At 72.5% G+C, this 13,016-nt stretch carries 13 protein-coding genes; 5 read left to right on the top strand and 8 right to left on the bottom strand.

All coding sequences use genetic code 11. The features are described from left to right. Window positions 1-30: 30 nt before the first annotated feature. The 4 genes from ABD811_RS01465 to ABD811_RS01450 form a co-directional block, all read right to left on the bottom strand. Window positions 31-591, bottom strand: coding sequence for a DUF6518 family protein (locus tag ABD811_RS01465; protein ID WP_344939562.1), 561 nt, complete (start codon window positions 589-591; stop codon window positions 31-33). Between the two features lie 148 nt (window positions 592-739). After that, window positions 740-1,582, bottom strand: a complete 843-nt coding sequence (locus ABD811_RS01460) for an alpha/beta fold hydrolase (protein ID WP_344939560.1) — start codon at window positions 1,580-1,582, stop codon at window positions 740-742. 868 nt (window positions 1,583-2,450) lie between these two features. Then, window positions 2,451-3,695 (bottom strand): CaiB/BaiF CoA transferase family protein, encoded by a 1,245-nt coding sequence (locus tag ABD811_RS01455; protein ID WP_344939558.1) that lies wholly within the window; start codon window positions 3,693-3,695, stop codon window positions 2,451-2,453. Further along, window positions 3,692-4,336, bottom strand: coding sequence for a GntR family transcriptional regulator (locus tag ABD811_RS01450; RefSeq protein ID WP_344939556.1), 645 nt, complete (start codon window positions 4,334-4,336; stop codon window positions 3,692-3,694). The genes ABD811_RS01455 and ABD811_RS01450 overlap by 4 nt, the downstream gene beginning before the upstream one ends. Before the next feature lie 21 nt (window positions 4,337-4,357). On the opposite strand from ABD811_RS01450, the gene ABD811_RS01445 reads away from it, so the two are divergent. Further along, window positions 4,358-5,296: a hydroxymethylglutaryl-CoA lyase gene (locus ABD811_RS01445; RefSeq protein ID WP_425549347.1), complete on the top strand. Its 939-nt coding sequence runs from the start codon at window positions 4,358-4,360 to the stop codon at window positions 5,294-5,296. On the opposite strand, the gene ABD811_RS01440 is transcribed toward ABD811_RS01445, so the two are convergent. The 3 genes from ABD811_RS01440 to ABD811_RS01430 are packed head-to-tail and all read right to left on the bottom strand — an operon-like array spanning window position 5,293 to window position 7,724. Further along, window positions 5,293-6,621, bottom strand: coding sequence for a phosphotransferase family protein (locus tag ABD811_RS01440; RefSeq protein WP_344939552.1), 1,329 nt, complete (start codon window positions 6,619-6,621; stop codon window positions 5,293-5,295). The two genes, ABD811_RS01445 and ABD811_RS01440, sit on opposite strands and share 4 nt — an antisense overlap. 35 nt (window positions 6,622-6,656) lie before the next feature. Further along, window positions 6,657-7,061: a nuclear transport factor 2 family protein gene (locus ABD811_RS01435; protein ID WP_344939551.1), complete on the bottom strand. Its 405-nt coding sequence runs from the start codon at window positions 7,059-7,061 to the stop codon at window positions 6,657-6,659. A gap of 27 nt (window positions 7,062-7,088) precedes the next feature. Continuing rightward, window positions 7,089-7,724, bottom strand: a complete 636-nt coding sequence (locus ABD811_RS01430; RefSeq protein ID WP_344939549.1) for a TetR/AcrR family transcriptional regulator — start codon at window positions 7,722-7,724, stop codon at window positions 7,089-7,091. Between the two features lie 135 nt (window positions 7,725-7,859). Here ABD811_RS01430 and ABD811_RS01425 point away from each other — a divergent pair, with 135 nt between their 5' ends. From ABD811_RS01425 to ABD811_RS01410, 4 genes are read left to right on the top strand one after another with little or no spacing between them, the layout of a single operon-like run. After that, the gene (locus ABD811_RS01425; RefSeq protein ID WP_344939547.1) at window positions 7,860-9,383 is read left to right on the top strand and encodes a class I adenylate-forming enzyme family protein; all 1,524 of its coding nucleotides are present in this window, start codon (window positions 7,860-7,862) and stop codon (window positions 9,381-9,383) included. After that, window positions 9,380-10,000: a VOC family protein gene (locus tag ABD811_RS01420; RefSeq protein ID WP_344939545.1), complete on the top strand. Its 621-nt coding sequence runs from the start codon at window positions 9,380-9,382 to the stop codon at window positions 9,998-10,000. The genes ABD811_RS01425 and ABD811_RS01420 overlap by 4 nt, the downstream gene beginning before the upstream one ends. Continuing rightward, entirely contained in the window at window positions 9,984-10,625 is a 642-nt protein-coding gene (locus ABD811_RS01415; protein WP_344939543.1) for a carboxymuconolactone decarboxylase family protein, read from the top strand. The genes ABD811_RS01420 and ABD811_RS01415 overlap by 17 nt, the downstream gene beginning before the upstream one ends. Continuing rightward, complete coding sequence (locus ABD811_RS01410) at window positions 10,625-11,791, top strand: acyl-CoA dehydrogenase family protein (RefSeq protein ID WP_344939542.1); 1,167 nt, start codon at window positions 10,625-10,627, stop codon at window positions 11,789-11,791. Before ABD811_RS01415 ends, ABD811_RS01410 begins: the two co-directional genes overlap by 1 nt. Window positions 11,792-11,857: 66 nt before the next feature. Here ABD811_RS01410 and ABD811_RS01405 read toward each other — a convergent pair whose 3' ends face one another. Beyond that, complete coding sequence (locus tag ABD811_RS01405) at window positions 11,858-12,943, bottom strand: SMP-30/gluconolactonase/LRE family protein (protein WP_344939540.1); 1,086 nt, start codon at window positions 12,941-12,943, stop codon at window positions 11,858-11,860. Window positions 12,944-13,016 lie beyond the last annotated feature (73 nt).

Raw genomic sequence — 13,016 nt, 5'->3', positions numbered from 1 at the left:
GCGCCGATCCTGGCCGACGCACGTGCCGGTCTACGAGGAGAGACGCCGTTTCGCGTTGAAGAAGTGGCTGACGGCGAAGACGATGCTCGCGGCGGCAGCCGTCCCCACGACCGCCTGCCCGATGGTGGTGATCGTGTCGTTGCGGCCAGGTGGGAGCACCAACATCTGCGCGGCGGCGCCGACCGGCACGGTCAGTCGCGCCAGCAGGCCGATCATGGTGGGCCGCTTGATGCAGGCGCCTATGGCTCCCAAGGGAGGTCCGAACACGACGCCGGCGACCCACCAGAAGAATGGTTCGGACTGGTACCAGTGAGCGGCCCCGGCGCCGCGGATGGTGTCCACGACGCTGTAGGCGGTCGTGGCCGCGATCAACGCCAGAGCGCCGGCGGCCGCACCCGTGGCGAGCGCCGCACGAGGGTTCTGTTCGGTGCGGGTGACCAGCCAGCCCGTGGCGACCGCCAGCCCCGCCCAGGCCCAACCCGAGTCCAGCAGCACGCTGATGACCTCCAGCGGCGACGCTCCGCTGGAGGTGGCCTCCCGGCTTTCCAGGTCGGCGAAGTGGCCGGAGAGGGCATTGACCAGGGAGGTCACCGCGCCGAATATCGCTCCGACTGCGAGGGCGCCCATCGCCGGCGTCACCAGACGGGTGGCCCCTGAACTGTCCCGTCGCTGCCGCTGACCGCCAGTCATGGATCGCCTTCCTGTGCGCAACCGGTCGTCCCTCCGCCTTGCCGAGGGGCTACCATTCGGCCGCGGCCAGCGCGGCGGACAGTCTCGGGGCGACCAGGGGAGCCTCGGCCAGGCCGGCGATGTGGTCCAGCCCTTCGAACTCGATGACCTCGAACCCGGCCTGTCGCAATTGTTCGGAACGGTCGCGGACGCGGCGTGCGATCGCGCGTCCCCCCACGTAGTCATACATCCGGCATGAGGGTTCGCCGTCCATCGAGCCGTACCAGAGGATCTTCGGCCCCTTCAGGGCCGCCAGCATCTCGGCGTCGTCGCGTGCCGCCCACTCCCGGTACATCAGGATGCCCAGGTGGTGCTCGTCCGCCTTGTCCCGCAGCCCGGCCTGCAGCAGCGCCGCGCGAGCACCTTCGACATAGCCGAGCCAGTAGTCGGCGCCGGACAGCAGCGGAAAGCCGCCGACCATGAGGCCGACCGCCCGCTTGGTGGCACCCACCAGGAAACCAGCCAGCGCGGCCATGCCGGAGTATCCGGCCAGCACGAAGTCACCCACACTCGCGGCGTCCGCCACCGCGTGCAGGTCGGCGATCTCGACTTCGGTTGGGAAGCGGGTCCAGCTTCGCGGCTCCCACGAGCCACCCGCCTCGTCCTCGGCTTCCATCACGCCGACGACCTGGCGGGGCTTGTAGCGCACAACCCGATACCCACTCGCCGCCAGCGCTTCGGCCAGCATCGAGTGCTCACTGCGCATTCTCGACGGGAAGATGACCGCAGGACCGTCGCCCTTCACCTCGTACCACAAGGTGAAACCGTCACGGGTGACTGTGCTCGCCACGATGCCCTCCCCCTTGGTCAACGCGCTGCCGCCAGCCTCCCAACCTGGCAGACCGTTGATCACTGGCGACACCCCGGACGGAACGGATCAACTCCGGCCACAAGCGGTCACGCCCTCGGCACTCCGGACGACCGGTTCTTCAACCCGAAGGACTGTTCTGGTTGGGGATCGCCCACCGGAACACCGCCTGGCCGCCCCAAACCAGGCGGCATGCCCTCATCGCGCGAGCCGGACTGACGTGGCGTGCGGTTCTTCTCTGCCTTGTGCTCGACGGCACCCCGAGGAAGCCCGCGCCGTCCTTGAAGGGCACGCGAGGCAGTCACGGGAGACGGCGGCCGCTGACCGGCCTGGCCACCGTGCACGACGAGGCCGCCGCCGGGCGGCTGGCAGGCAGGACGGTCCCTGTCCGATGACAGGCGACTCCGTCCGGTCGCCGCCGCCCATCGGTGGGTGCGGTGTGGTCTTTACCGCTCGGGCGCATCGCGCCGGGCCGTCCTGTGCGTTACTTTCGCACGATTCCGCTGGGCACGCGGTGCCCGTTTGGGGCCTCGTGCCGGTGACGGACCGCTTGTCTCGCCTGACAGGCGACTCTGTCCGGCAGCTGCCCATCGGTGGGTGCGGTGTGGTCCTTACCGCTCGGGCGCATCGCGCCAGGCCGTTCCGTGCGTTACTTCCGCCCGATTCCGCTGAGCGCGCTGTGCCCGTTCGGGGTCTCGCGTCGGTGACGGACCGCTTGTCTCGCCCGAGCAGTCGGAGTTCCGGCCGCCGCCCCGGGCGGTCTGGCGGTGGGAGCCCGGCCGCCGGGCATTGGCGGCGGTTTGGACGGTGGTCGCGGCGCCGGCGGCCGAGGGCGGGAGCGTTGCTCGGCTGGGCGGTCCGCCATCGGCCCTTCACGACGTGCAAGGGACGGCGGCGGGCCGCGCACCTTCCCTCAGATCGTTCCGGTTGCGGCCAGAGCCGCGATCTCCTCGGTGGTCAGGCCGAGTGCGCCGTAGACCTCGGCGTTGTGCTGCCCGAGGGACGGGCCGACCGTGCGGACCTCGCCGGGCGTGTCGGAGAGCTTCGGGAAGACGCCCTGCATCGGGAAGTCGCCGAAGTCCGGATGCGCCATCCGGATGATCGCCTCGCGGGCCTTGTAGTGGGGGTCGGCGAGCATGTCCCTGGCGCGGTAGGTGAGGCCCGCCGGGATGCCGTTCTCGTGGAGCAGTTCCAGGAGCGCGGACGACTCCTGGTCCGCCGTCCAGGCGGCGATGAGGTCGTCCAGTTCGCCGGCGTTGGCGCCGCGGGCGCCGTGCGTGGCGTAGCGCTCGTCGTCGGCGAGTTCCGGACGTCCCATGAGGGCGGCGAGCCGACGCCAGATCGTGTCGCGATTCGCGGCGATGAGGACGGGACCGTCCTTGGTCGGGTACACGTTGCTGGGCGCGACGTTCGGCAGCACCGAGCCGGTGCGCTCCCGCTGGTAGCCGGCGATCTCCCATTCGGGGATCAGCGACTCCATCATCGCCAGCACCGCCTCGTACAGCGCCGAGTCGACGATCTGCCCGCGTCCGGTGCGGTGCCGGGCGTGCAGGGCGACGAGGGTGCCGAGCGCGGCGAACGTCCCGGCGAGCTCGTCGCCGAGGGAGATACCGGCGCGGGACGGCGGCCGGTCGGGGTCGCCGGTGACGTACCGGATGCCGCCCATCGCCTCGCCGATCGAGCCGAACCCGGCCCGGGGCGCGTAGGGACCGTCCTGCCCGTAGCCGGTGACCCGGGTGATGATCAGCCGCGGGTTGTCGGCGTGCAGGACCTCGGGCGCGAGGCCCCAGCGCTCCAGGGTGCCGGGACGGAAGTTCTCCACCAGGACGTCGGCCCCCGCGATGAGGCGCCGCGCCAGCGCCTGCCCCTCGGGGGTGCGCAGGTTGAGCGTGACCGACTTCTTGTTGCGGGCGAGGATCGGCCACCAGAGCGACTGCCCGTGCGGCTTCTCCCGGCCCCATTCGCGCATCGGGTCGCCGGCGCCCGGCGGCTCCACCTTGACGACCTCGGCGCCGAAGTCGCCGAGCAGCTGCCCGCAGAACGGCCCGGCCAGCAGCTGCCCCATCTCCACGACCCGCAGGTCGCCGAGGGCGCCGGGAGCCGCGCCGCCGGTGCCGGGGGAGGCGCCGCCGGGGCGGGGGGATGCGTCGTCGCTCATGTCTCCTCGTTCTCGTCCGCGGTGAGCTCGGCCGCCGCCGCGCGGATGTGCGACCGCATCACCGACTCGGCCCACGCGGGGTCGCCCGCGGCGATGGCGGCGACCAGCTCCCGGTGGTGGTTCATGCTCCGTGCCAGCGCGTCCGCGCCGTACCGGCGGAACGTGCCGATGATCAGCGGCGCGTGCATGACCGAGGTCAGCATCGCCGGCAGCCGCCGGTTCCCGGACGCCTCGATCACCGCGGCGTGGAAGCGGGAGTTGAGCCGCGCGACCCTGGTCAGGTCGCCGTCGGCCGCCGCCCGTTCCATCTCCGCGCACAGGCCGCGCAGGTCGGCGAGGACGGTGTCGTCCGGTCGCAGGCGGGCGGCGCGCGCCGCCGCGTACGGCTCCAGCAGCGAGCGCAACTCGAAGATCTCCTCCAGGTCCGCGCTCGTCCACTGGACGACGCGGGCGCCGCGATGGGGGAGGACCTCGACCAGGCCGTCCGACCCGAGCCGCTGGAGCGCCTCCCGGACAGGGGTGCGCGACAGGCCCAGCGACTCGGCGAGCTCCGCCTCGCCGAGTCGGCTGCCGGCCGCGGCCTCGCCCGAGAGGATCATCTGGCGGACCGCCTCGTAGGCGGTGTCGGTGGCGCGGGGCATGAACCCTCCTTGCGTTATTGCATGCAATATAGTCGCAGAGACGACGACAACTCCAGCGAGGGGAATGGATTGCATACAACGGTCCTGGAAGTTGGCCCGCGTGACGGCCTCCAGAACGAGCAGCGCACCCTCTCCCCCGAGGACAGGATCGCGTTCATCACCCGCTGCGTGGAAGCCGGGACCCGCCGGATCGAGGCCGTCTCCTTCGTGAACCCGAGGCGCGTCCCGCAGATGGCGGGCGCGGAGGAGGTCATGGCAGGCGTCCCGCGCCGCGACGGCGTCGCCTACAGCGGGCTGGTCCTCAACCGGCGGGGCCTCGACCGGGCCCTCGCCGCCGGGGTGGACGAGGTCAACGTGGTCGTCGTCGCGTCGGACACGTTCTCCGTCCGCAACCAGGGGTGCACGACCGCGCAGATGCTGGACGCGTGGGACGAGATCGCCGCGGCCGCCGCCGACGCGGGCGTCCCGGCCGGGGTGACGATCGCGACCGCGTTCGGCTGCCCCTTCGAGGGCGAGACGCCGCCGGACCGCGTCGCGGAGATCGCGCGCCGCGCGCACGCCGCCGGGGCCTTCGAGATCGCGCTCGCCGACACGATCGGGGTCGGCGTCCCCGCGCAGGTCCGCGACCTGACCCGCCGGACGCGGGAGGCGGCCCCCGGCACGCCGCTGCGCTTCCACTTCCACAACACCCGCAACACCGGCTACGCGAACGCGCTGACCGCGCTCGACGAGGGCGCCGCGACGCTGGACGCCAGCGCCGGCGGCTTCGGCGGCTGCCCGTTCGCCCCGTCCGCCACCGGCAACATCGCGACCGAAGACCTCCTCTACGCCCTCCACCGCAGTGGCGTCGAGACGGGCATCGACATGGAGGCGGTGGCGGAGACGGGCGCCTGGCTCGGCGAACTGCTCGGCGAGCAGCCGCCCGCCCTGCTCGGCCGCGCGGGCCCGTTCCCGGGCTAGCGGGTGTTCAGGTAGGCGGGGTTGGCGACGGTCAGCTTGTCCCGGACGGACGCGCGGACGGCCGCGACCACCTCGTCCATGCGCCCGTCCAGGGTGCCGTCGCGGACGGCTGCGGCCAGGGCGGCGTCGTCGGCGCAGCCCAGGGCGCGGAGGCGGTCCCGGTGCGCGACCCGGTGCCCGTCCGCGAGGAGCAGTTCCCGGCGGGCGATGCGGAGCGCGCCCGCCGCGACGCGCGCGTGGAAGCGCAGCCGGTCGTCCGGCTGCTCGGCCGAGAGCAGGAACCCGGTCACGGCGTCGATCAGCGCGTGCGCGGACGGCCGGTCGTGCGGCGCGGACCGCTCCGGCGCCGTGCCGGACGCGTCCAGCGGGTCGGCGACCTCCTCGGGCTCGGTCAGCCCGAGGGCCAGCAGGAGGTCGTGTTCCTGCTCGCAGACCTTCCGGCCGAGGACCGCGTACTCGATCGACGGATCGGAGCCGCTCAGGAAACGCTCGGCCTGGTGCCGGCACAGGATCGTCCAGCGGAGCGTGCCGTACACCTCCCACCAGTGCAGCTCCCGCGGTGTGGGCGGAACGCCGCCCGCCGCCGCGTAACCGTCCAGCAGGTCCTCGCGGGTGCCGAAGCCGCCGGCCGGCAGCGGCGAGCCGAACCGCCACGCCTTCACGCACAGCCAGCCGAGGTCCTCGGCGGGGTCGCCGGCGTGGGCGAGCTCCCAGTCCAGGACGCCGCGCACACCCGACTCGTCGATCATCAGGTTGCCGTTGCGGAAGTCGCCGTGCACCAGGGAGCGGCGCCCGGACGACGGCGGACGGTGCTCGTCCAGCCAGCGGAGGGCCAGCTCGACGGCGGGCCGCGGCTCCTCGAACGCCCGGTAGTGCGCGGCGAGTTCGGCGAGCGGGTCGCCGGACGGCAGGCCGGGGATCCGATCCGGCGGGATCGTGTGGATCCTGGCGAGGATGCCGCCGAGCTCCCGGGCGAGGCGCGGCCTGACCTCGGCGAAGCGGTCGTCGCGCAGCAGCCGGCGCGGGATGGTCTCGCCGTCCAGCCGCTCCATGATCAGGTACGGGGTGCCGAGCAGCGCGTCGCCGTGCCCGGCGAGGCGGGGGACCGGCACGCCGGCCTCCGCGGCGGCGGCGAGGAGGGCGGCCTCGCGCGCCATGTCGCCTGCATTCAGGGCGGACGGGTCGGGGGCGGAGGGGGGATCGCGGCGAAGGATGAGGGCGCGGCCGTCCGCCTCGAACGCCCACGTCTCGCGGCTCGCCCCGCCCGACAGGCGGCGCAGGCCCGTCACCTCGGCGGACAGCAACCCGGCGAGCGCCTCGCCCAAGCCGCTCGTGTCCGGGCCGCCCCTGCCCGCGCCGCTCATGCCCGGGCCGCCCGCTGTGCGGCGGCGAGCGCGCGCAGCGGGTCGCTGCCGCGCGTGTCCGCGTACTCCTCGATGCGGGCGATGCGGCCGGCGCCGTCCACGGTGACGAACAGGCACGCGGCCATCTCGATCGCGCTGCCGTCCGGGAGGGAACCGCGCAGGACGTGCCGCTGGACGTAGCCGTCCGGCAGGGGGTCGCGCCTGATCTCCTCGTAGCGGAAGTCCGCCAGGTTCCGCGACAGCCAGCGGAGCGTGCGCAGGTTGTCCTCGACGTCCTGCTCGGCGCCGCCGCCCTCGCCGGGGCCGTTGTGCCAGATCTTCGCGTCCGGCGCGTAGAGGGAGCGGAGCGTCTCCACGTCCCCCGCGGTGATCGCGGTCATGAAACGGTCGGCGAGTTCCAAGGGGGGCTCCTTCGGGGCTGCGGGCCTTCAGGTCGGGAGGCCGAGGGCGCGGATGGTGAGGGCGTCCAGGGTGTCCAGGAGGCGCTCGGTGTCGGGGGTGTCCTCGCCCTGGACGAACCAGAGGTACAGGGAGTGATCCACCATGGCGGCAAGGGCGCGGGCGGCCATCTCGGCGTCGAGGTCCGCGTCGACGAGCCCGGCGCGCTGCCACCGCTCGATGGCCTTCGCCGACCGTCCGATCGCCCCGGCGCGGTGCCTGCGCCGCATCTCCTGGAACTCGACGTTGAACGTCGCGACCTGCTCGATGATCGCCATCATCCTCGCGTTGCGCCGGTACGCCTCGTAGTAGGAGCGGTTGGCGCGGCGGACGCGGGCGGCCGGCGACGGGCCCGTGGACGGGACGAGGTCATGCTGCGTCATGTCCTGGAAGAGCCGGTCGGCGACCTCCAGGAACACCGCCTCCTTGGACGGGAAGTACGTGTAGAACGAGCCGTAGGCGACGTTGGCGCGGCGGGCGATGTGGGCGACCCGCGTGTCGAGGAACCCGCGCTCCTCGAACACCTCGCGGGCGGCGCAGAGGATGCGCTCCCGCGTCCGGGCGCCCCGCTCGGTCAGCGGTGCCTGCCCGGCCGCCTCCTCGATCGGTCCGGCTTTGCTGCGCATGTCCCGTGCCCCTCCCCATCGGCCCCCGTGCGGGGGTTGACAACCCGATGTTCCCAGGATCAGGATCCCGAGCATCGGCCAGAACTGACATGACTGTCAAGTCAACTCCGAGGAGGAGCGCGTGCCGGAGCAGCCATGCTGATCAGCGACATCGTCGAGTACGCGGCCCGCAAGCACCCCGCCCGCACCGCGCTCAGGTTCGAGGACCAGGCGATCACCTTCGCGCAACTGCGGGACCGCGTCCGGAAGGTCGCGAACGCCCTGCTGACCGTGGCGGAGACGGGCGACCGCGTGGCCGTCCTCACCGGGAACAGGCCCGAGTACGTCGACCTGTACTACGGCGTTCCCGCCGCCGGGATGGCGCTGACGTTCCTCAACCACCGGCTGCACCCGTCCGAGATCGCCGCGCTCGCCGACCACGCGCGGGCGTCCGTGCTCGTCGTGAGCGGCGAGTACCTGGACGCGATGGCCGAGCACCGCGCCGCGATGCCGACCGTGAAGACCGTCATCGGCCTGGACGGCGGCGGCGACCGCGACTGGGCCGGCCTCGTCGGCGCCGCGCCCGCGTCCGAGCCGCCCCGCCCGGACGAGAACGCGCTGGCCTGGCTCGTCTACACGAGCGGCACCACCGGCAGGCCCAAGGGCGTCATGCTCAGCCACCGCAACCTGGTCGCGGGGGTCATGAGCTCCGCCGCCCACTGGGAGATCCCGGACGGCACCGTCTTCCTGTTCTGCTTCCCGTTGTGCCACGTCGGCGGCTACGCGGTCCTGGTCAACCACCTGCGCGGCTGCACGGTCGGGATCGTCCGGTCGTACGACAACGAGACGTTCCTGCGGCTGGTCGCCGAATGGAAGGTCACCCAGACCGGCCTCGCGCCCACGATGATCGCGTTCCTGCTCGGCCATCCCGGGATCGGGGACCGCGACCTCGGCACGCTCCAGGCGATCGGGTACGGGGCGTCCGGCATCCCGGCGGAGGTGCTGCGGCGCGGCATGGAGGTCCTCGGCTGCGACTTCTACCAGGGCTTCGGCATGAGCGAGACCGGCGGCAACATCCTGTACTTCGGGATGGCCGAGCACCGCCGCGCCGCCGCCGGCGAGACCCACCTTCTCGCCGCCGCCGGACGCGCCATGGACATCGCCGACGTCCGGATCGTCGACGCGGAGTTCCGCGACGTCCCGGACGGCGAGGCCGGCGAGATGCTCGTCCGCGGCGACCAGGTGATGACCGGCTACTGGCGGGAGCCGGAGCTGACCGCCGAGGCGTTCCGCGACGGCTGGCTGCGGACCGGCGACATCGTCCGCCGCGACGCCGAGGGAATGGTCTACATCGTCGACCGGATCAAGGACATGATCGTCACGGGCGGGGAGAACGTCGCGTCCCGCGAGGTCGAGGAGGTGCTCCACCGTCACCCCGCCGTCGCGGACGCCGCCGTCTTCGGCGTCCCCGACCCGCGATGGGGCGAGTCCGTCGCCGCGGCCGTCGTGCTGCGGCCGGACGCGTCCGCCACCGCCGAGGAGATCATCGCGGCCTGCCGCGAACATCTCGGCGGCTACAAGGTCCCGCGACGCGTCGAGTTCGTCGCGCAACTGCCGCGCAACGTCGCGGGCAAGATCCTCAAGCGGGAGCTGCGCGCCAGGTACAGGGAGGTCTCATGACGGGCCCGAAGAACACCGAATTCGAGCTGGGCGGCATCAACCATCTCGCGCTCGTGTCGTCCGACATGAAGCGCACCGTCGACTTCTACAGCGGCGTGCTGGGAATGCCGCTCATCAAGACCATCGACCTGCCGGCCGGCATGGGCCAGCACTTCTTCTTCGACTGCGGCGGCGGCGACTGCATCGCGTTCTTCTGGTTCCCGGACGCCCCGGACGGCGTGCCCGGCGTGTCCGCGCCCGCGGGCCGTCCCGAGCAGGGCGAGCTGCTCAGCGCGGTCGGGTCGATGAACCACGTCGCGTTCCACGTCCCGCCGGAGAAGTTCGAGGAGTACCGGCGGCGGCTGAAGGACAAGGGCGTCACCGTCAGCCCGATCCTCAACCACGACGACAGCCCGCTGGGCATCGCACCCGAGTTCGGCGAGGGCGTCTTCGTCCGGTCCTTCTACTTCCAGGACCCGGACGGCATCCTGCTGGAGTTCGCGTGCTGGACGCGGACGTTCACCGACGCCGACGTCTCCCACGAACCGAAGACCGCCGCCGACCGCACCGCCCCGAAGACCGTCCCCACGGCCGTCCCCACGGCGACGACGAAGGAGCAGCATGCCCCGACTGCGTGAGGTCCCCCGCGCCGAGGTCACCGACGAGCGCGTCCTCTTCTTCTACGACCACCTTTTCGGCCCCGACCGCGACCCCGCCGTCGACCACGGCACCGCCACCGGCTCCCCGGGCGACTGGTGGACGGTCTTCGCCCAGTCGCCCGACGTGTTCCGGCACGCCGTCCGCGGCTTCGCGCTCTACCGCAACGCCAGCCTCGACCCGGTGCTCCGCGAGCTCGGCCAGTGCCGGGCCGGCTGGGCGCGCGGCAGCCAGTTCGTGTTCTCCCAGCACTGCAAGCAGATGCGGGCGCTCGGCATGCCGGAGGAGAAGATCCAGGCGATCCCGCACTGGCAGACCGCCGACTGCTACTCGCGGCTGGAACGCGCCGTCCTGGCCTACACCGACGGGCTCGTGCTCGACGGCGGCCGCGTCCCCGACGAGGTGTTCGACATCCTCAAGGAGCACCTCCCCGACAGGGAGATCCTCCAGCTCACCTACATCACCTGCATGTACGACATGCACGCGACGATGTCGAAGGCGCTGCGCGTCGAGTTCGACGACCGCCCCGAGGCCGTCGTGGAGGTCGCCGCGCCGGAGGGCTACGGCAACCGCGACATCGCCGCCGACCTGACCGGGGAGGCGTGATGCTGTTCCCCGTGCCGGACCGGGTCCGGGACGTCCGCGACGCCGTCCACGCCTTCATGACGCAGCGGGTCGAGCCCGCCGAACCGGTGCTGAACGCGGGCGGCGAGGAGTCCCGCGACGCCCTGCGCGACCTGCGCCGGCAGGCGAAGGAGGAGGGCCTCTGGGCGCTCGGGCACCCCAAGGAGCTGGGCGGCGGCGGCATGCCGTTCCTCGACTACGTCTACGTCAACGAGGTGCAGGGTCGCAGCGAGTGGGGCCAGCTCGCGCTCGGCACGTTCACGCTCCAGGACTCGCTGATGCTGCACAAGTACGCCAGCCCCCGCTGGCGGGAGCGCTACCTCGCCCCGATGGTGGCGGGGGAGGTGTCGCCGAGCTTCGCGATGACGGAGCCGTCCGTCGCCGGGTCCGACCCGACCGGCATCCGGACGACCGCCGAACTCGACGGCGACGAATGGGTCATCCGGGGACGCAAGTGGTTCACGACGGGCGCCGCCGACGCCGCGTACACCACCGTCATGTGCCGCACCGAGCAGGATCCGCCGAGCCCGCACCGCGCCTTCAGCATGATCATCGTGCCGACGGACACGCCGGGGTACCGGATCGTCCGCGAGACGCCGGTGCTCGGCCTGCACGGCGGCCACTACGAGGTGGCGTACGAGGACGTCCGCGTCCCGGCCGACAACCTCCTCGGCCCGCGCGGCCACGGCTTCGTCATCGCCCAGGACCGGCTCGGACCCGGCCGCATCTTCCACTGCATGCGCTGGCTCGGCCAGGCGCAGCGCGCGTTCGAGCTGATGTGCGCCCGCCTCGGCGTCCGCACCGCGTTCGGGGAGCCGCTGTCGGCCAAGCAGCTGATGCAGAAGCACGTGTTCGACTCCTACACCGAGATCCAGGCGGCCCGGCTCCTCACCCTCCAGGCCGCCGAGCGGATCGACGCCGGGGACCAGGCGCGCATCGAGATCGGCGCCATCAAGGTCGTCGGCGCCCGGATGCTGCACAACGTCATCGACCGCGCCATCCAGGTCCACGGCGCGGCCGGCCTGACGGACGACCTGCCCCTGTCGCGGATGTACCGGCACGCCCGCGAGGGCCGCATCTACGACGGCCCGGACGAGGTTCACATCCAGAGCACCGCCCGCCGCATCCTCAAGGTGGCGACCGGCTGACCCGCGGCGTGCCGCCCTCCCGCCTGCGCCGGCGGAGGGCGGCACGCTGCGACTCGATGCGCCGGATCAGGCGTAGTTGAGCTTCAGACCGGGGCGCGGCCAGTCCTCGACCTTGAGGAGGTGGCCGGTGCTCGACGCGGTGACGTACGCGGTGCGCATGTCGTCCCCGCCCCAGCAGATGTTCGTGATGCCCGGGTCGTCGTCCACGTCGATGTCCACGAACTCGACGAGCTTCCCGGACGGCGCGATCACCGAGATGCCCGCGTGCACCATGGACGCGACGCACACGTTGCCGTGCGCGTCCACGCCGAGCGAGTCGAAGTTCGTGTAGTCGGGCGCGGTGTAGAGGAAGTTGCCGCCGCCGGAGCCGCCGAGCGACCTGCCGCCCTTGATCTCGCCGGGCGCCGTGACGTCCCACCACCAGACGCGCGCGGTGTACGTCTCGCTGACGTACAGGCGCTTGCCGTCGGGGGACAGGCCGATGCCGTTCGGGCCCTCCATTCCGCCCGCGATCATCGTGATGGACGAGCCGTCCGCCTTCGCGTAGAACAGGCGGCCTTTGTCGCCGGTGACGCCGTCGCTCTTGCCGTAGTCGGTGAAGTAGATGCCGCCGTGGGCGTCGAAGACCAGGTCGTTCGGTCCGCGGAGCGGGACGCCGTCCGCCCCGGTGTAGAGGGTCTCGACGGAGCCGTCGGAGAGGTCGACGGCCTGGATGCTGCCGGTGGTGTAGTCGTCGGGGATGCCGCCCGCGAAGACGAAGCCGCCCACCTCGAAGCGGCGCAGGCCGCCGCAGTTGGCGATGTAGACCCGCCCGTCCGGGCCGAGCGCCGCGCCGTTCGGACCGCCGCCGACCTCCGCCGCGACGGACGTGGTCCCGTCCGGGCGGACGCGGGTCAGCGTGCCGCGGTGGATCTCCACCACCAGGACGTCGCCGTCCGGGAGCGCGACCGGGCCCTCCGGGAACAGCAGCCCGCCGGCCAACTTGGTGATCTTCATCTTGGGTCCCTTCGGATGCCTGTGCCGCCCGCGACCGCCGGACGGGCCCCCGCCGGGCCGGGCGGCGGCGGCGGTGCCGCCGGCCGCGCCGCTGACGGCGAGGCCCGCGACCAGCCCGAGCCCCGACATCACCGATCGCCGTGTGAGCCGCTCCATCGCCACCGTCCTTCGCGTGCGTGACCGCCGAGCACACGATTGCATGCGATCGATGACATTTCTACCCCTTGGA

The sequence above is a fragment of the Actinomadura miaoliensis genome, assembly GCF_039536785.1.
In the GTDB taxonomy this organism is placed as follows: Bacteria; Actinomycetota; Actinomycetes; order Streptosporangiales; family Streptosporangiaceae; genus Spirillospora; species Spirillospora miaoliensis.
This window is presented reverse-complemented; position numbering and strand designations above follow the sequence as displayed.